This is a genomic window from Citrobacter freundii complex sp. CFNIH9, from assembly GCF_002903305.1.
In the GTDB taxonomy this organism is placed as follows: domain Bacteria; phylum Pseudomonadota; class Gammaproteobacteria; order Enterobacterales; family Enterobacteriaceae; genus Citrobacter; species Citrobacter portucalensis.
In genome coordinates, this window is record NZ_CP026238.1 from 208,876 (window position 1) to 226,154 (window position 17,279).

Sequence of the window (17,279 nt, forward strand, 5' to 3'; positions counted from 1 at the left end):
TCAGGCTTCCTCTTGTAACAACAGGTCGTTGAGTTCTTCCAGTACGCGCTGGGGTGTGATGTCAATCAGGCTCTGGTGATAGCCTTCTGCCGCATCGCCCTTACGCACTTTGTGATACCCCGTAATCAGGCGAATGACACGTGCCTTGTGGGAAAGCGGAGGCGTAAAATCCGGGCTGCTTGGACCATACAATGCGACCAGTGGACGGTTCAGTGCTGCGGCCACGTGCATTAATCCAGAATCGTTGGTGACGACCGCTTTGCAGGCGGCGAGCAGAATGACGGCCTGTTCCAGCTGTGTTTCGCCCGCCAGATTACGGCACCAGGCTTGCTGTTCAGTGCTCAGCGTTGCCAGGATCTCATTGCCAGCTTCATGGTCTTTTGCTGAGCCAAACAGCACAATCTGATGGCCTTCATCGATCAACTGCTTCGCCAACTCTGCGTAGTGATAATGTGGCCAGCGTTTCGCTGGACCAAATTCCGCACCAGGGCAAAAACCGATGATGGGGCGTTCGGCTGAAAGGGAGAACTGGCTACAGGTTAGCGATTTTTCACCCTCGCTGACCTGCAACTGTGGCCATAGCAGAGGCTGCGGCAAATCTTTGGCCGTCAGCATCACGCCTTTATCATAAGCCAGAGCCACATAGCGCTCGACCATCAGTGGCCATGCGTCTTTATCCAGTACGCGCGCATCGTTCAGCAGACCGTAGCGCATCTCGCCACGCCAACCGGTACGATGGGGAATACCCGCAAAGAATGGCACCAGAGCGGATTTAAACGAGTTAGGCAGCACATAAGCGCGGTCATAGCGCTTCTCACGCAGACTGTGGCCGAGTTTACGGCGCTCGCCGATCTCCAGCGCGCCGTGCCCCAACGGCATGGCGATAGCTTCGTTGACTTCTGGCATGCGCGACAATAACGGACGGCACCAGGCAGGTGCCATCACGTCGATTATCGCCTGGGGATAGCGCGCCTTGAGCGTGCGATAGAGACTTTGCGACATCATCATGTCGCCCACCCAAGACGGGCCAACCACCAAAATCTTCATTCACTTCATCCTTCAAGCTGTCTCTGCGTTGGCTGCCTGCGTTCACTACGGTCACTTACTTTTGTAAGCTCCCGGAGGTTCACTTAGTTGCCGCCTTGATACCGCTCGAATGATTTTGTGAATTTGTAGCGTTGTCGCGGTTCAGCCAGGCCATATATTCCGTGACGCCTTCGGCGACGGTTTTAAACGGCTTGTCATAGCCCGCTGCGCGCAGGTTCGTCAGATCTGCCTGGGTAAATGCCTGGTAGCGGCCTTTCAGTTTTTCCGGGAATGGAATGTACTCAATGCTGCCTTTTTTGTGGTACGCCAGCGTAGCATCGGCAACGGCCTGGAAAGATTCCGCACGACCTGTACCGAGGTTAAAGATGCCGGAAACCCCGTTTTCCAGGAACCACAGGTTTACCGCAGCCACGTCGCCTACGTAAACGAAATCACGTTTGAAGTTTTCACTGCCTTCAAACAGTTTTGGCGTTTCGCCATTGTTAAGCTGGGTGTTGAGGTGGAAAGCAACGCTTGCCATGCTGCCTTTGTGGCCTTCACGCGGTCCGTAGACGTTGAAATAGCGGAAGCCAACAATCTGTGAATTGGCTTCTGGCAGGATCTGACGCACGTACTCGTCGAACAGGAATTTTGAGTAGCCGTAGACGTTCAGCGGTTTCTCATATTCACGGGATTCGATGAAATCAGAAGTGCGACCGCCGTAGGTGGCGGCAGAGGACGCGTACAGGAACGGGATTTCACGCTCCAGGCAGTAGTGCAGTAGCTCTTTGGAGTATTGATAGTTGTTGTCCATCATATACTTGCCGTCCCACTCGGTGGTGGAAGAGCATGCGCCTTCGTGGAAAATCGCTTCGATATCGCCGAAATCTTCCCCGGCCATAATCTGGATCAGGAAGTCTTCCTTGTCCATGTAGTCAGCAATATTCAGATCCACCAGGTTAACAAACTTGGTGCCGTCTTTCAGGTTGTCCACCACCAGGATGTCGGTGATGCCTTTATCATTCAGGGACTTAACGATGTTGCTGCCGATAAAGCCCGCGCCGCCGGTAACGATGATCATAAATGTAACCTTCGAATTATGGAGTCAGAGACAATCTCAGACACGAATACTTCTATCATATCACTACATGGCTTAGGCTTCAGCCATTCACCGATAAGCCGTGCGGGTACACGTGATTTATGCTTCATTTTGAAGAAGTGATGATGCGTCATCTCGTATCAACGTATAGCTTTGGGTAATATGTGCTGAAATTTGCCCAGTCTGGAGAATTGAAATGCGTGGGGATTTTTACAAACAGTTAACGAACGATCTCGAAACCGCACGTGCGGAAGGATTGTTTAAAGAAGAACGCATTATTACATCTGCCCAGCAGGCGGATATCACCGTGGCGGATGGAAGCCACGTTATTAACTTTTGTGCGAACAACTATCTGGGACTGGCTAACCATCCGGAACTGATTGCAGCGGCAAAAGCGGGTATGGATTCTCACGGATTTGGTATGGCTTCGGTTCGCTTTATTTGCGGTACCCAGGACAGCCATAAACAACTGGAGCAAAAACTGGCGGCATTCCTCGGTATGGAAGATGCCATCCTTTACTCTTCCTGCTTCGACGCCAACGGCGGCCTGTTTGAAACGCTGCTGGGCGCAGAAGACGCAATTATTTCCGATGCCCTGAACCACGCTTCTATCATTGATGGCGTGCGTCTGTGTAAAGCAAAACGTTTCCGTTACGCCAACAACGATATGGTGGAACTGGAAGCTCGCCTGAAAGAAGCGCGTGAAGCGGGCGCTCGTCATATCCTGATCGCCACTGATGGCGTGTTCTCTATGGATGGGGTAATCGCTAACCTGAAAGGCGTTTGCGATCTGGCGGATAAATACGACGCGCTGGTCATGGTTGATGATTCCCATGCCGTCGGTTTTGTCGGCGAAAATGGTCGTGGCTCCCATGAATACTGTGACGTGATGGGTCGCGTGGACATCATCACCGGTACGCTGGGTAAAGCACTCGGCGGCGCATCCGGTGGTTACACCGCAGCGCGCAAAGAAGTTGTTGAGTGGCTGCGTCAGCGTTCCCGTCCTTATTTGTTCTCCAACTCACTGGCACCGGCGATTGTTGCGGCTTCCATTAAAGTGCTGGAAATGGTTGAAGCTGGCAGCGACCTGCGCGATCGCCTGTGGGCGAATGCACGTCAGTTCCGCGAGCAAATGTCTGCCGCAGGCTTTACGTTAGCCGGTGCGGATCACGCGATCATCCCGGTTATGCTGGGTGATGCAGTAGTGGCGCAGGCATTCGCCCGCGAGCTGCAAAAAGAGGGGATTTACGTTACCGGATTCTTCTATCCGGTGGTTCCAAAAGGCCAGGCGCGTATCCGTACCCAGATGTCTGCGGCGCATACCCCTGAGCAGATTACGCGTGCTGTTGAGGCGTTCACACGCATTGGTAAACAACTGGGCGTTATTGCCTGAGGATGTGAAATGAAAGCGTTATCCAAACTGAAAGCGGAAGAGGGCATTTGGATGACCGACGTTCCTGAACCGGAAGTCGGTCATAACGATTTGCTGATTAAAATCCGTAAAACAGCCATCTGCGGGACTGACGTTCACATTTATAACTGGGATGAATGGTCGCAAAAAACCATCCCGGTACCGATGGTCGTTGGGCATGAATATGTCGGCGAAGTTGTTGGCATCGGTCAGGAAGTTAAAGGCTTTAAAATCGGCGATCGCGTTTCAGGCGAAGGTCATATCACCTGCGGGCATTGCCGTAACTGCCGCGGTGGACGTACTCACCTGTGCCGCAATACGACCGGTGTCGGTGTAAACCGCCCTGGCTGCTTTGCGGAGTACCTGGTGATCCCGGCATTTAACGCATTTAAAATCCCGGACAATATCTCCGACGACCTGGCGTCTATCTTCGATCCGTTCGGTAATGCAGTGCACACGGCGCTGTCGTTCGATCTGGTTGGGGAAGATGTGCTGGTTTCCGGTGCGGGTCCAATCGGTATTATGGCGGCAGCGGTCGCGAAGCATGTTGGCGCACGCCACGTGGTGATCACCGACGTTAATGAGTATCGCCTTGAGCTGGCGCGCAAAATGGGTATCACCCGCGCGGTCAATGTCTCGAAAGAGAATCTGACCGACGTGATGGCTGAACTGGGTATGACCGAAGGATTTGATGTGGGCCTGGAGATGTCCGGGGCGCCGCCAGCGTTTCGCGCCATGCTGGACACCATGAACCACGGTGGCCGTATTGCTATGCTGGGCATTCCGCCATCTGATATGTCCATCGACTGGACGAAAGTTATCTTTAAGGGACTGTTTATTAAAGGTATCTACGGTCGTGAGATGTTTGAAACCTGGTACAAAATGGCTGCACTGATCCAGTCTGGTCTGGATTTGTCGCCGATCATCACCCATCGATTCTCCATTGATGAATTCCAGCAGGGCTTTGACGCGATGCGTTCAGGCCAGTCAGGGAAAGTGATCCTGAGCTGGGATTAACCGTATCCACCCTGTGGATTCTGTGTGTTGTCCCCGGATGTTGATTATCATTACCGTCCGGGGCTTTTTTGCTTCCTCCTGCCCGGCGCATTTTCCGCTAAAGAATTAATATTTTTTTCTGAAAATCTACCGCTTAATATGCTAAAAAGTGCCGATAACTCTACTGTTTGGCAGGATTTGATATGACCTATACCCCTGGTCTCCTGAGCGTCATTATGCCGCTTTACAACACGGGTGAGCCGTTCATTGCGTGTATGGATTCACTGATTGCGCAAACCTGGAAGAACCTGGAGATCATTATTGTTAATGATGGCTCTACGGATAACTCTGCGGAGCTTGCTCAGTCTTATGCGGATCGTTATCCGCACGTTCATCTGCTGCACCAGCGCAATGGGGGCGTTTCTGCGGCGCGCAATACCGGTATGAAAGTTGCCAGGGGGGAGTACATCGCGTACGTAGACGGCGATGATATTGCCTATCCGGAAATGTATGAAACGCTGATGAATATGGCGCTGAAAGACAACCTGGATGTTGCGCAGTGCAACGCTGACTGGTGTATTGCCGAGACGGGCCACACCTGGGCATCCATTCCTACCGATCGTATTCGTTCTACCGGCGTGATGACCGGGCCAGACTGGTTACGCAAAGCGTTAGCCAGCCGCCGTTGGCGGCACGTTGTCTGGATGGGCGTTTATCGTCATCAGACTATCCGCGACGCGGGGCTGACCTTCCTGTCTGGCCTGCACCACCAGGATATTATCTGGACAACGGAGTTTATGTTTAATGCGAAGCGCGCGCGTTACACGGAAGTCCCGCTGTACAAATACTTCCTGCACGGCGCATCTGTTAGCCGTCTGCCGCGCACCGGGCTGAAAAACCTCGCTTACCAGCGCCACTACATCAAAATTACCCGTCTGCTGGATAAGATGAATCACGACTACGCCGGACGCATTCCAATTTACCCGGAATTCAAACAGCAGGTGATTTACGAAGCGCTACGCGTTTGTCATTGCATACGTAAAGAGCCGGACGAGAAAATCCGCCAGCGCATGATTGCTGAAGTATTTGTATCGGGTATGTTCAAGCGTATGGTGAGTAATATCTGCAGCGTTAAGCTGGGTTATCAGGTGCTGTTGTGGGCTATCCGTTTTAGCCAGTGGCGCGATAAATCATTGACGCCGCGCCGCCTGGCCCATTTAACGCTGGATAGTAAAGACTGATTATTGCCAGCCCTGCCACTGCAGGCGCATATACTGCACCAGCGTGCTTTGGGTGATGCTTTCGCCGAGCACGCTGAAGAAGCGGCTGGCGTACACCGGCTCTAACGGCTGTTTCGGTTTGCATAATTTCACCCCGCGGAAAGGATTACGCGGCGCATCAGGCGTACCGTTCTTCGGTGGTGTGAGGTTTGGTCTGGAGGTATCCACCTGTGGTTCATTGAGCAAACTGCTTGGGCGAACCAGCGTGATGTCGGCTGGCAGGCTATACAGCATCTGCTGCAGGACGCGAACCGTAGACGGGTGAGGGTGGCCAATGGCGATTGCGGAGCCGTTGCGGCGCGCAAGCTCGACGGCACGATTAAACTGACGGCGAATATCGGCTTCGTTTTGCGTGTCATCCAGGAAGACTTTGCGTTTGATGACCTTCACACCGGTTCCTGACGCTGCGCGCATTGCCTGGCTGTTACCGATGGTCATGCTGTCCAGGAAGTAGAGGTCGTAGCGTTCCAGCGCCTGCATCACCTTCTGCATGCCGAACAGGCTGGAGGTCATCGCGCTGCCCATATGGTTGTTCAGACCGACCGCATTCGGTACTTTGCTTACCGCGTCGCGAATAATCCGCTCAATCTCTTCGCTGCTCATTTCAGGGCGTAACGTGTCTTTCTCTAACGGCTGCTTGCTCAGCGGCGCCATTGGCAGATGGATTAAGACTTCATGCCCGCTGTTATGCGCTTTGATTGCCATTTCACGCGCATGTGGGGCGTTAGGCAGAACGGCAACGGAGATGGTAGAAGGCATCGCCAGTACCTGGTTTTCAGTGTGTGGGCGATAGCCGAAATCATCAATGACGATGGCGAGTTTGCCAGCAAATACAGGTGTTGCGAAGGCCAGCAGACTGGCGAGAGAGAGTAGTAGACGACGAAATTGTTGTGGCAAAACTTATCTTCCCAACCACGGCTGTGGATTGACCGCCTGACCCTGGCGACGAATTTCGAAATAGAGTGCCGGCCTGCCCTGACCGCCGCTGCTACCCACAAGTGCTATAGGCTGCCCGGCGCGAACCTGCGTACCGACGCTGACCAGTGCGCTCTGGTTATAACCGTACAGGCTCATATCGCCTTTACCGTGTTCAACGACGACCACCAGGCCATAGCCCTGCAGCCAGTCCGCCAGAATGACACGACCATCGGCAATGGCTTTAACTTCGGTGCCCTCGGATGCACCAATAACCATCCCCTTCCAACGTAGCTCACCCTGCAGCTGTTCGCCATAACGATGTAACGTTGGACCACGAACGGGCCAGAATGCCTGACCGCGTGGCGAGCCCAAACCGCCGGTACGCGACATCAGTGATTTTTCACTTTCGGTCGGTTTATAGGTTGAGCCTTTTCGTGACGCATCCTGTTGCTTATCGCGCACGGCCTGCGCCTCGCGTGCTTCACGTTCCGCACGCGCTTTGGCTGCGGCTTCGGCACGGGCAATGCTGTTGCGCAGACGGGATTCGTTGGCGCGCATTTCGCCCAGTTGCTGTTGACCCTGTTGAATCGATGATTCCAGACTCGAAAGCGTTTTTTGACGTTCGTTACGTGCCTGTTCCAGCTTAGCCTGCTGAGCGCGCTGTTCGTACAGTAGCGTCTGCTGCTCGCTCTGCTTATCTTCCAGCTCGGCTTTTTGCGAGTCGACCTCTTCGCGGGTTTGTTTCAGCTGCGCGATGGTTTCCTGTCGCGCCTGGTTCAGATAGCCGAAATAGGCCTGCAGGCGTTGCCCACGCTGGCTTTCTTCACCGCTAAGAATGAGCTGAATGCCGGTGTGTTCGCCCTGGCGAAAAGCTGCGTCTAGCTGCGCTGCCAGGCTGCGTTCTTGCGCGGCCCGCTGTTTTTCCAGCTTCGCGAGTGCTGCATTCATCTCTGCGATTTGCGCATTCAGCTGTGCCAGTGAGTTTTGCGTTTCGCGCAACTGCCTTGCGGCAACGGCGATGGCTTGTTCCTGAGCTTTAAGCTGAGCGAGGAGGGTGGTGCGTTGTTGTTGCTGTTGGCGTACCGCGCGTTCTTTTGCCGCGATATCAGCCTGAATAGATTTGAGCTGGTCGCGTTCGTCCGCGTGGGCGGAAAAGGCGCACAGCAATACGCCAGCGCTAAGCGCGCTGGCGTAGAACAAGGGCCTGACTGAAAACTTACGTGGTTTCACGGCCCGAGTGATGGTATTAATCGCCTTTCCCCTCATGGGGAGGGATTATTCCACGATGAACAGCGGCTTACCAGTCATCTCTTGCGGGATTTCCATACCCATCAGCGTCAGCATCGTCGGGGCGATATCAGAAAGTTTGCCGCCTTCGACTGCTTTAACGTTCTTACCACCGACATAAATCAGCGGAACGGGCAGGTTGGTGTGCGCAGTGTGCGCCTGACCGGTGGACGGATCGCGCATCTGCTCTGCGTTACCGTGGTCCGCGGTGATCAGCAACTGGCCGCCAACGGATTCAACCGCTTTCGCGACCTGTTCAACGCAGTGATCCAGCGCTTCAACCGCTTTAACCGCTGCTTCCATTACGCCGGTGTGACCAACCATGTCGCCGTTAGGGTAGTTACAAATGATGGTGTCGTATTTTCCGCTCTCAATCGCCGCAACCAGTTTTTCGGTCAGCTCAGCAGAGCTCATCTCCGGCTGCAGATCGTAGGTCGCCACTTTCGGCGAGTTGATCAGGATGCGATCTTCGCCTTTGAACGGCTCTTCTACGCCGCCATTGAAGAAGAAGGTCACGTGCGCATATTTTTCGGTTTCGGAAATACGCAGCTGCGTTTTGTCGTTTTTCGCCATCCACTCGCCAAGGGTGTTAGCCAGAGACGCTGGTGGGTAAGCAACCGCAGTTTTGATGTCGGCCGCGTATTCGGTCAGCATCACAAAGTTGAGGTTAACGACTTTCTTACGGGCGAAGCCGTCGAAATCAGCATTAACAAACGCACGAGTGATTTCACGCGCACGGTCAGCACGGAAGTTCATGAAAATCAGCGTATCGCCGTCTTCCATGGCGGCTTCAGCCTGGCCTTCAGCACGGATCACGGTCGCTTTCACGAATTCGTCGTTTTCGTCGCGGGCATAAGCAGCCTGCAGGCCTTCAACCGCTGTAGCGAACTGGAACTCGCCTTTGGCCAACGTCATCAGGTCATAAGCCTGTTCAACGCGATCCCAACGGTTGTCACGGTCCATCGCGTAGTAACGACCGATGATGGACGCTACGCGGCCTTTGCCCAGCGCGGCAAATTTCTCTTCGAATTTCTGCAGTGAATGTTCAGCGCTGCGCGGCGGGGTATCACGGCCATCAAGGAAAGCGTGCAGATAGATTTTCTCAGCCCCGCGTTCAGCAGCCATTTCTACCATCGCCATGATGTGATCTTCGTGGCTGTGAACACCGCCCGCAGAGAGCAGACCCATGATGTGAACCGCTTTGCCGCTATTTTTTGCCTGGTCGACCGCATTGGTCAGCACCGGGTTAGCGAAGAAAGTACGCTCTTTAATTTCTACATCCAGACGGGTCAGGTCCTGATACACGATGCGGCCCGCGCCCAGGTTGACGTGACCGACTTCGGAGTTGCCCATCTGGCGATCGGGCAGGCCAACTTCCAGGCCAGACGCATCAATCAGGGTATGCGGACGTTTTGCCCACAGGGCATCCATTACCGGGGTTTTGGCATTAAAGATGGCGTTATCCTGGCTGTCTTCGCGATAGCCATAGCCATCCAGAATCACCAGTACCATAGGTTTTTTAGAAACCGACATTGCGACAACCTCACACTTAATAGATAAAAATAATTGCGTAATTTTACTACAGCTGAATCGATAAAGTAGCCCCGGAAGATCAAATAATCGACCAGAGCGCGCCGCAGAGGGCGTGGTTTTAGGTTTTTTTTTCCGTAGCGCCCCGCAAAAATGCAATCCAATGCACGCTCTGGCTGTATTTGCGCCAACGCGCAGGTATACTCCTTTCCTGGTTTTTTTAATCACTGAGTCGGGAGTTGTTACCCCCCATGCAAGAAATTATGCAATTTGTTAGTCGCCACCCTGTATTGAGTATCGCCTGGATTGCGTTACTGGCGGCTGTATTATTTACCACGTTTAAGAGCCTGACTTCCAAAGTGAAGGTGATTACGCGCGGAGAAGCCACACGTCTCATCAATAAAGAAGACGCCGTTGTCGTGGATTTACGTCAGCGCGACGACTTCCGCAAAGGTCATATCGCTGGCTCTACGAACCTGCTGCCGAGCGAAATCAAAGCCAACAACTTTGGCGAACTGGAAAAACACAAAAACAAACCTGTTATTGTGGTTGATGGCTCAGGCATGCAGTGCCAGGATTCAGCAACTGCGCTGATCAAAGCCGGTTTTGAGCAGGTGTCTGTACTGAAAGATGGCGTAGCGGGCTGGAGTGGTGAGAATCTGCCACTGGTTCGCGGCAAGTAATTTACCCGTCTTCTTTCATGCCGCAGGGTAAAAAGAACACTGGAGATAAGTCATGGCCAATATTGAGATCTATACCAAAGCAACCTGCCCGTTTTGCCATCGCGCAAAGGCGCTCCTGAACAGCAAGGGTGTGAGTTTCCAGGAGCTTCCGATTGACGGCGATGCCGTGAAGCGTGAAGAAATGATCAAGCGCAGTGGCCGTACTACGGTTCCGCAGATTTTTATTGATGCACAGCACATTGGTGGTTGTGACGACTTGTATGCGTTGGATGCGCGTGGTGGACTGGATCCGCTGCTGCGTTAAGGCGTACCGAAGTATTTAAAGGACAACACTAAAGGGTTTTCTCAACATGTCAGAACAAAATAACACTGAAATGGCTTTCCAGATCCAACGTATTTATACCAAGGATGTGTCTTTCGAAGCGCCAAATGCACCGCATGTTTTCCAGAAAGATTGGCAGCCAGAGGTTAAACTGGATCTTGATACCGCATCTACCCAACTGGCAGATGACGTGTATGAAGTAGTGCTGCGTGTCACCGTAACGGCTTCCCTGGGTGAAGAAACTGCGTTCCTGTGCGAAGTTCAGCAGGGCGGTATTTTCTCCATCAGTGGTATCGAAGGGACTCAGATGGCGCATTGCCTGGGCGCATACTGCCCGAACATTCTGTTCCCGTATGCCCGCGAATGCATCACCAGCCTGGTTTCACGCGGTACGTTCCCGCAACTGAACCTTGCGCCGGTCAACTTTGATGCGCTGTTCATGAACTATTTACAGCAGCAGGCTGGCGAAGGTACTGAAGAACATCAGGATGCCTGATGAACCAAAGTAATGCTTCAATGACTGTGATTGGTGCCGGCTCGTACGGCACCGCTCTTGCCATCACCCTGGCAAGAAATGGCCATCAGGTTGTCCTGTGGGGCCATGATCCTAAACATATCGCGACTCTCGAGCACGATCGCTGCAACGTCGCGTTCCTTCCTGATGTGCCTTTTCCCGACACGCTGCGCCTGGAAAGTGATTTAGCCACTGCACTGGCCGCCAGTCGTAATATTCTGGTGGTGGTGCCGAGCCACGTCTTTGGCGAAGTGCTGCGTAACATCAAACCATTGATGCGTCCTGACGCACGACTGGTCTGGGCGACAAAAGGTCTGGAAGCGGAAACAGGGCGTCTGCTGCAGGACGTCGCGCGTGAAGCGCTGGGGGACTCAATTCCACTGGCGGTTATTTCCGGCCCGACGTTCGCCAAAGAGTTGGCTGCGGGCATGCCGACGGCGATTTCTCTGGCCTCGACGGACGACACCTTTGCTGACGATCTCCAGCAGTTGCTGCACTGCGGCAAAAGCTTCCGCGTATACAGCAATCCGGATTTCATTGGCGTACAGCTTGGCGGTGCGGTGAAAAACGTCATTGCCATTGGTGCGGGGATGTCTGACGGCATCGGTTTCGGCGCGAATGCACGAACCGCATTGATCACCCGTGGGTTGACCGAAATGTCTCGTCTTGGTGCGGCGCTGGGGGCCGATCCTGCCACCTTTATGGGGATGGCGGGTTTAGGCGATCTGGTGCTGACCTGTACCGACAACCAGTCGCGCAACCGTCGTTTTGGCATGATGCTCGGCCAGGGGATGGACGTGCAGGGTGCGCAGGACAAGATTGGCCAAGTGGTTGAAGGCTATCGCAATACGAAAGAAGTTCGTGAATTGGCGCACCGTTTTGGTGTTGAGATGCCAATAACCGAGGAAATTTATCAAGTATTGTATTGCGGAAAAAACGCGCGCGAGGCAGCATTGACGTTATTAGGCCGTGCACGCAAGGACGAGCTGAGTCGCCACTAGCTGTAAGGAACTGTTGAATATAACGACCCGATCCGCGAAGAACGGATCGGTCGTTTTGCTACCTTCTGGAGTACGCAATGCCGTGTGAAGAACTGGATATCGTCTGGAAAAACATTAAAGCGGAAGCCCGGGCACTGGCGGAATGTGAGCCAATGCTGGCCAGTTTTTACCACGCAACGCTGCTCAAGCATGAAAATCTCGGCAGTGCGCTAAGCTATATGCTGGCGAATAAACTCGCTTCTCCAATCATGCCCGCCATTGCGATTCGCGAAGTCGTAGAAGAGGCCTATGCGGCCGATCCTGAAATGATTGCCTCAGCGGCCTGCGATATTCAGGCAGTACGCACGCGTGACCCGGCTGTCGATAAATATTCCACTCCACTGCTGTATCTGAAGGGCTTTCATGCGCTTCAGGCCTACCGTATCGGTCACTGGCTGTGGCATCAGGGGCGTCAGGCGCTGGCGATCTTCCTGCAAAATCAGGTGTCCGTTACCTTCCAGGTAGATATTCATCCGGCGGCAAAAATTGGCCGTGGGATTATGCTCGATCACGCCACCGGCATTGTGGTTGGTGAAACCGCGGTGATTGAAAACGACGTCTCTATTCTGCAATCCGTCACGCTGGGCGGGACCGGTAAAGCCGGCGGTGACCGCCACCCGAAAATTCGTGAAGGCGTGATGATCGGCGCGGGAGCAAAAATTCTCGGCAACATTGAAGTCGGGCGCGGCGCAAAGATTGGCGCAGGTTCGGTCGTGCTACAGCCCGTACCGCCGCATACCACCGCCGCAGGCGTACCGGCGCGCATCGTCGGTAAGCCAGACAGCGATAAGCCGTCTATGGATATGGATCAGCATTTCAACGGGATTCATCATACTTTCGAATACGGCGATGGAATCTGATTTCGAGCTATCTTACTTGTCATCTTGAACCCGGGCTGTGCTCGCCATCCTCACGTACTACGTATACGCGCAGGTCGGCAAGCGCAGTCCATGTCCAACCTGACTGCGCCGATAACGCTCGAAAAATAACGGTAAATTCTTTCGTAGGTCGGATAAGGCGTCAGCCGCCATCCGACAAAAATCAACTACGCAATATCGCGCCGGGATAACCTAACTGGCGCCAGGCCTCATACACCACCACCGACACCGCATTCGACAGGTTCATGCTGCGACTGTCCGGCATCATCGGAATACGAATTTTTTGTTCGGCAGGCAGCGCGTCGAGGATGCTGGCTGGCAGACCGCGAGTTTCCGGGCCAAACATCAGATAATCCCCATCCTGATAGCTTACCGCGCTATGCGCTGGCGTACCTTTGGTGGTCAGGGCAAACAGACGTTGCGGATTTTCTGCGGCGACGAAGGCGGCGTAATCAGGGTGGCGTAGCACAGCGGTAAATTCATGGTAATCCAGCCCCGCGCGACGCAGGCGCTTGTCGTCCCAGGTAAAGCCCATTGGCTCAATAATATGCAGACGAAAGCCGGTGTTGGCGCAAAGACGGATAATATTGCCGGTATTTGGCGGGATTTCTGGTTCGAATAAAACGATGTTTAGCATGCTGCCCCCTTAAGTACGGGGCAGCATAGCAAATTAACGTTTACGCCGCATTTCCACGTTTGGGCTGCATCGGGTAGTCAGCCACCTGTTTGCCCAGTTCCTGTACCAGCGAATCACGGCTGATTTCGCTAATCGATTTCGCCCCGGTAAGGGTCATTGCCACCTTCATCTCTTTCTCGATCAGATTCAGCAGATTCGCCACCCCGGCCTGACCGTGGGTGGCCAGCGCGTACAGATAAGCACGTCCCAGCAGAACACTATCCGCGCCCAGCGCAATCATACGTACGACGTCCAGACCGTTGCGGATCCCACTGTCTGCCAGAATGGTGATATCGCCTTTTACCGCATCGGCAATAGCGGGTAACGCGCGAGCTGAAGACAGCACGCCGTCTAACTGGCGACCACCGTGGTTAGAGACAACGATGCCGTCCGCACCAAAGCGTACGGCGTCTCGGGCATCTTCGGGATCGAGGATCCCTTTGATCACCATCGGACCATCCCAAAATTCGCGGATCCACTCGAGGTCTTTCCAGGAAATCGACGGATCGAAATTATTCGCCAGCCAGCCGATGTAATCCTCAAGACCGGTAGGTTTACCAAGATAAGTCGAGATATTACCTAAATCATGTGGGCGACCGTTCAGGCCAACGTCCCATGCCCACTGTGGATGGGTGACTGCCTGCCAGTAGCGGCGTAGTGCGGCATTTGGGCCGCTCATCCCGGAATGGGCGTCACGGTAGCGTGCACCAGGGGTTGGCATATCGACGGTAAAGACCAGCGTGGAGCAACCCGCCGCTTTGGCGCGCTCCAGCGCGTTGCGCATAAAGCCACGATCGCGCAGAACATATAGCTGAAACCACATCGGACGTTTGATGGTTGGGGCGACTTCTTCAATCGGACATACGGATACCGTGGAAAGCGTAAATGGAATGCCTTTGGCATCAGCGGCGGCGGCGGCCTGAACTTCGCCCCGGCGCGCGTACATGCCGCACAGACCGACAGGTGCAAGGGCCACCGGCATGGAGAGCGTTTCGTTGAACAGCTTTGTCTCCAGGCTCAGGTCGGACATATTCTTCAGCACGCGCTGGCGAAGTGCCACTTCAGACAGGTCTGCCACGTTACGGCGCAGAGTGTGCTCTGCATACGCCCCACCGTCTATATAGTGGAACAAGAAGGGGGGTAGGATGCGCTGGGCTGCGGCGCGATAGTCGCTGGCTGCTGAAATAATCATGTGTTGTTCTCCCTGCTATTCTCACCAGGGTCACCGGGCAGGCGGGTGATACGCGCCTGGCGGGCCTGATCTTCATCAAATCGTTTAATCGTGGTGTGGACAAAACTGAGGTGCGCCATCATTGCTTTACGCGCTCCGTCGGCATCTCCGGCAACAATCGCATCCAGGACGGCCTGATGCTGCGCCGTCAGTTGCGAAAATACGGGCGGCACAAGGTACATACGCTGACGGCTCTGTTTCACCGAAGACTGTAATACGTCGAAGAAACCGCGCATGGTCTGTAACAGCACCACGTTGTGCGAGGCTTCCGCAATGGCGAGATGAAAGCGAACGTCTGCCTGCGAGGCGAGATCTGGATCTTCGCTTTGTGTGGCCTCGAAACAGAGTCTGATCTTCTCTTTGTCGGCAGCAGTGGCACGCATAGCTGCATGCCAGGCGGTGCTGGCTTCGATGGCGTGGCGGGCTTCCAGAATATCGAAACTGTAATCAGGGTCGTCTGCCAGCAGAGTTTTCAGCGGCTGAACGATGTTTTGTTCAGACCATGCCTCATGCTGCCAGCGGATAAACGTCCCGCCGCCACGACGGCTAATCAACACGCCTTCGCTCACCAGTTTCGCCAGCGCCTCGCGCAGCGAGTTGCGCGATACGCCGAGCTGTACGGCCAGTTGGCGCTCAGCGGGCAACTTCATGCCCGCCTCCAGCTGTTGTTCTTCAATCAGCGCCCGCACACGAGATGCGACCTCGTCTGACAGGCGTCTGGGCATCACTATCATGGAATCATCCAGGTTAAGACATAGGCCTGCAGTGTGGTAATCACACCCACCATGCAGGTGAAAATCAGGCTGTGCTTCACGGTAAAGCGGAACAGATCAGACTCTTTCCCCACTAATCCCACTGCCGCACAGGCGATAGCGATAGATTGTGGAGAGATCATCTTGCCGGTCACGCCGCCGGTGGTATTTGCGGCCACCATCAGCACATCCGAAACGCCGATTTGCTGAGCGGCCGTGGCCTGCAGGGCGGCGAACAATGCGTTTGATGAGGTGTCGGACCCGGTCAGGAATACCCCCAGCCAGCCAAGGAACGGCGAGAAGAAGGTAAATGCGCTGCCGGTATGTGCCAGGGCCAGTGCCAGGGTGGATGAAAGCCCGGAGTAGTTAGAGATAAACGCGAACGCCAGCACCATCCCGATGGAGTAGATAGGCAGCGCCAGATCTTTCAGCGTGCTACCAAAGGTCTGCAGCGCAGCAGATGGCTTCATTTTCAGCCAGACGATAGACAGCAGGGCGGCAAACAGTATTGCGGTACCGGTCGCGGAGAACCAGTCAAATTTGTACACCGCCGCGTAGGCTGTAGCTTCGTGTACGACCGGTGGCATACGGGCAACCAGCTTGTCGAGGAACGGAACCGGAATATTGACCACCCAGTGGTACATCGCGCCGCCTGGCGCAAACAGCACTTTAAACGGCGGTATGCTCCACAGCGTGACGGTAGCGGTCAGAAACAGAAACGGTGACCAGGCGCGTACCACCTGCCCAGCGGTGTAGCGGGTGCGTGACAGATCCATATCGACCTGCGAAGCGCCCATATCGCCAAAACGGAAGATGCGTACCGGCTGCCAGCGTTTCAGGAACAGCGTCAGACACACCAGTGAGACCAGAGAAGAGATGATGTCCGGCAGTTCCGGCCCGATAAAGTTAGAGCTGAGGTACTGTGCGATAGCAAACGAGCCGCCAGCGACCATCACCGCAGGCCAGGTTTCTTTGACACCACGCCAGCCATCCATAATCGCCATAATCCAGAACAGCACGATAATGGTCAGGAACGGCAGTTGACGACCTACCATCTGGCCAATCTCGAAGCTGTCCAGTCCGGTAACCTGACCGGCAACCAGAATCGGAATGCCCATTGCGCCAAAAGCGACCGGCGCGGTATTTACGATCAGGCACAAACCTGCCGCATACAGCGGGTTAAAGCCAAGACCAACCAGCAGTGCGGCGGTAATCGCTACCGGAGCGCCAAAGCCTGCCGCTCCCTCGAGGAATGCCCCAAAGGAGAAACCAACAATCAGCATTTGCAGACGCTGGTCTGGGGTAATCGAGAGTATCGATGATCGGATAATGTCGAACTGCCCGGTCTTCACCGAGATTTTATAGACGAATACCGCGGCGATAATGATCCAGGCAATTGGCCACAGACCGTAGAAGAAACCGTACACTACGGATGCCAGAGCGTGATCGACCGGCATTTTGTAAAACAGCAGGGCGACCGATAAAGCGATCACCACCGTCCATGACGCCGCAACATAGCCTTTCAGCTTGAGCTTAATCAGGGCGAAGAAAAAGAACAGGATAGGGAGCGATGCGATCAGGCTGGAAAGCCAGATATTACCGGCCGGGTCGTAGTTCTGTTGCCAGAGATTCATTG

General features: G+C 54.3%; 17 protein-coding genes. 8 read left to right on the forward strand and 9 right to left on the reverse strand.

Features of this window, described 5'->3' with window-relative positions; all coding sequences use genetic code 11:
- Both rfaF and rfaD read right to left on the reverse strand, forming a co-directional pair.
- Complete coding sequence (gene rfaF, locus C2U43_RS01050; protein WP_071446339.1) at positions 1–1,047, reverse strand: ADP-heptose--LPS heptosyltransferase RfaF; 1,047 nt, start codon at positions 1,045–1,047, stop codon at positions 1–3.
- A 79-nt stretch (positions 1,048–1,126) separates the two neighbouring features.
- On the reverse strand, positions 1,127–2,107 hold the full coding sequence (rfaD, locus tag C2U43_RS01055; protein ID WP_048227317.1) for an ADP-glyceromanno-heptose 6-epimerase: 981 nt from the start codon (positions 2,105–2,107) through the stop codon (positions 1,127–1,129).
- Between the two features lie 214 nt (positions 2,108–2,321).
- Here rfaD and kbl point away from each other — a divergent pair, with 214 nt between their 5' ends.
- The 3 genes from kbl to C2U43_RS01070 all read left to right on the forward strand — a co-directional run bounded on the left by kbl (position 2,322) and on the right by C2U43_RS01070 (position 5,773).
- Positions 2,322–3,518, forward strand: coding sequence for a glycine C-acetyltransferase (gene kbl, locus C2U43_RS01060; RefSeq protein WP_003827313.1), 1,197 nt, complete (start codon positions 2,322–2,324; stop codon positions 3,516–3,518).
- A 9-nt stretch (positions 3,519–3,527) separates the two neighbouring features.
- Positions 3,528–4,553, forward strand: coding sequence for an L-threonine 3-dehydrogenase (gene tdh / locus C2U43_RS01065; RefSeq protein ID WP_003024132.1), 1,026 nt, complete (start codon positions 3,528–3,530; stop codon positions 4,551–4,553).
- 182 nt (positions 4,554–4,735) lie between these two features.
- Positions 4,736–5,773 carry a glycosyltransferase gene (locus C2U43_RS01070; protein ID WP_048215306.1) on the forward strand — a complete coding sequence of 346 codons (1,038 nt, stop codon included), beginning with the start codon at positions 4,736–4,738 and terminating at the stop codon, positions 5,771–5,773.
- Here C2U43_RS01070 and C2U43_RS01075 read toward each other — a convergent pair whose 3' ends face one another.
- The 3 genes from C2U43_RS01075 to gpmM are packed head-to-tail and all read right to left on the reverse strand — an operon-like array spanning position 5,774 to position 9,550.
- On the reverse strand, positions 5,774–6,709 hold the full coding sequence (locus tag C2U43_RS01075) for a divergent polysaccharide deacetylase family protein (protein WP_003024138.1): 936 nt from the start codon (positions 6,707–6,709) through the stop codon (positions 5,774–5,776).
- Positions 6,710–6,712: 3 nt separating this feature from the next.
- A complete protein-coding gene (gene envC / locus C2U43_RS01080; protein WP_233899628.1) occupies positions 6,713–7,972 on the reverse strand; it encodes a murein hydrolase activator EnvC in 1,260 nt (419 codons plus the stop codon).
- A 33-nt stretch (positions 7,973–8,005) separates the two neighbouring features.
- On the reverse strand, positions 8,006–9,550 hold the full coding sequence (gene gpmM, locus C2U43_RS01085) for a 2,3-bisphosphoglycerate-independent phosphoglycerate mutase (protein WP_103284575.1): 1,545 nt from the start codon (positions 9,548–9,550) through the stop codon (positions 8,006–8,008).
- A 248-nt stretch (positions 9,551–9,798) separates the two neighbouring features.
- Here gpmM and C2U43_RS01095 point away from each other — a divergent pair, with 248 nt between their 5' ends.
- The 5 genes from C2U43_RS01095 to cysE all read left to right on the forward strand — a co-directional run bounded on the left by C2U43_RS01095 (position 9,799) and on the right by cysE (position 12,966).
- Positions 9,799–10,230, forward strand: a complete 432-nt coding sequence (locus C2U43_RS01095) for a rhodanese-like domain-containing protein (protein WP_003024148.1) — start codon at positions 9,799–9,801, stop codon at positions 10,228–10,230.
- 52 nt (positions 10,231–10,282) lie between these two features.
- Positions 10,283–10,534: a glutaredoxin 3 gene (gene grxC / locus C2U43_RS01100; protein WP_003024152.1), complete on the forward strand. Its 252-nt coding sequence runs from the start codon at positions 10,283–10,285 to the stop codon at positions 10,532–10,534.
- A 46-nt stretch (positions 10,535–10,580) separates the two neighbouring features.
- Complete coding sequence (gene secB, locus C2U43_RS01105; protein ID WP_003024155.1) at positions 10,581–11,048, forward strand: protein-export chaperone SecB; 468 nt, start codon at positions 10,581–10,583, stop codon at positions 11,046–11,048.
- The gene (gpsA, locus tag C2U43_RS01110; RefSeq protein ID WP_008786462.1) at positions 11,048–12,067 is read left to right on the forward strand and encodes an NAD(P)H-dependent glycerol-3-phosphate dehydrogenase; all 1,020 of its coding nucleotides are present in this window, start codon (positions 11,048–11,050) and stop codon (positions 12,065–12,067) included. The genes secB and gpsA overlap by 1 nt, the downstream gene beginning before the upstream one ends.
- A gap of 77 nt (positions 12,068–12,144) precedes the next feature.
- Positions 12,145–12,966 carry a serine O-acetyltransferase gene (gene cysE / locus C2U43_RS01115; RefSeq protein ID WP_003024160.1) on the forward strand — a complete coding sequence of 274 codons (822 nt, stop codon included), beginning with the start codon at positions 12,145–12,147 and terminating at the stop codon, positions 12,964–12,966.
- A 181-nt stretch (positions 12,967–13,147) separates the two neighbouring features.
- Here cysE and trmL read toward each other — a convergent pair whose 3' ends face one another.
- The 4 genes from trmL to lldP are packed head-to-tail and all read right to left on the reverse strand — an operon-like array spanning position 13,148 to position 17,277.
- Positions 13,148–13,621 carry a tRNA (uridine(34)/cytosine(34)/5-carboxymethylaminomethyluridine(34)-2'-O)-methyltransferase TrmL gene (gene trmL, locus C2U43_RS01125; protein WP_048237006.1) on the reverse strand — a complete coding sequence of 158 codons (474 nt, stop codon included), beginning with the start codon at positions 13,619–13,621 and terminating at the stop codon, positions 13,148–13,150.
- A 40-nt stretch (positions 13,622–13,661) separates the two neighbouring features.
- Positions 13,662–14,852: an FMN-dependent L-lactate dehydrogenase LldD gene (gene lldD, locus C2U43_RS01130; RefSeq protein ID WP_008786460.1), complete on the reverse strand. Its 1,191-nt coding sequence runs from the start codon at positions 14,850–14,852 to the stop codon at positions 13,662–13,664.
- Positions 14,849–15,625 (reverse strand): transcriptional regulator LldR, encoded by a 777-nt coding sequence (gene lldR, locus C2U43_RS01135; protein ID WP_003024170.1) that lies wholly within the window; start codon positions 15,623–15,625, stop codon positions 14,849–14,851. Before lldR ends, lldD begins: the two co-directional genes overlap by 4 nt.
- On the reverse strand, positions 15,622–17,277 hold the full coding sequence (gene lldP, locus C2U43_RS01140; RefSeq protein ID WP_103284578.1) for an L-lactate permease: 1,656 nt from the start codon (positions 17,275–17,277) through the stop codon (positions 15,622–15,624). Before lldP ends, lldR begins: the two co-directional genes overlap by 4 nt.
- Positions 17,278–17,279 lie beyond the last annotated feature (2 nt).

What these genes read in the sequence shown, in the direction of transcription:
- C2U43_RS01095 (WP_003024148.1), top strand. Translation starts at nt 9,799, where the DNA reads ATGCAAGAAATTATGCAATTTGTTAGTCGCCACCCTGTATTGAGTATC.
- tdh (WP_003024132.1), top strand. Translation starts at nt 3,528, where the DNA reads ATGAAAGCGTTATCCAAACTGAAAGCGGAAGAGGGCATTTGGATGACC.
- rfaD (WP_048227317.1), bottom strand. Translation starts at nt 2,107, where the DNA reads ATGATCATCGTTACCGGCGGCGCGGGCTTTATCGGCAGCAACATCGTT.
- secB (WP_003024155.1), top strand. Translation starts at nt 10,581, where the DNA reads ATGTCAGAACAAAATAACACTGAAATGGCTTTCCAGATCCAACGTATT.
- trmL (WP_048237006.1), bottom strand. Translation starts at nt 13,621, where the DNA reads ATGCTAAACATCGTTTTATTCGAACCAGAAATCCCGCCAAATACCGGC.
- lldD (WP_008786460.1), bottom strand. Translation starts at nt 14,852, where the DNA reads ATGATTATTTCAGCAGCCAGCGACTATCGCGCCGCAGCCCAGCGCATC.
- C2U43_RS01070 (WP_048215306.1), top strand. Translation starts at nt 4,736, where the DNA reads ATGACCTATACCCCTGGTCTCCTGAGCGTCATTATGCCGCTTTACAAC.
- gpsA (WP_008786462.1), top strand. Translation starts at nt 11,048, where the DNA reads ATGAACCAAAGTAATGCTTCAATGACTGTGATTGGTGCCGGCTCGTAC.
- rfaF (WP_071446339.1), bottom strand. Translation starts at nt 1,047, where the DNA reads ATGAAGATTTTGGTGGTTGGCCCGTCTTGGGTGGGCGACATGATGATG.
- lldP (WP_103284578.1), bottom strand. Translation starts at nt 17,277, where the DNA reads ATGAATCTCTGGCAACAGAACTACGACCCGGCCGGTAATATCTGGCTT.
- lldR (WP_003024170.1), bottom strand. Translation starts at nt 15,625, where the DNA reads ATGATAGTGATGCCCAGACGCCTGTCAGACGAGGTCGCATCTCGTGTG.
- cysE (WP_003024160.1), top strand. Translation starts at nt 12,145, where the DNA reads ATGCCGTGTGAAGAACTGGATATCGTCTGGAAAAACATTAAAGCGGAA.
- grxC (WP_003024152.1), top strand. Translation starts at nt 10,283, where the DNA reads ATGGCCAATATTGAGATCTATACCAAAGCAACCTGCCCGTTTTGCCAT.
- gpmM (WP_103284575.1), bottom strand. Translation starts at nt 9,550, where the DNA reads ATGTCGGTTTCTAAAAAACCTATGGTACTGGTGATTCTGGATGGCTAT.
- kbl (WP_003827313.1), top strand. Translation starts at nt 2,322, where the DNA reads ATGCGTGGGGATTTTTACAAACAGTTAACGAACGATCTCGAAACCGCA.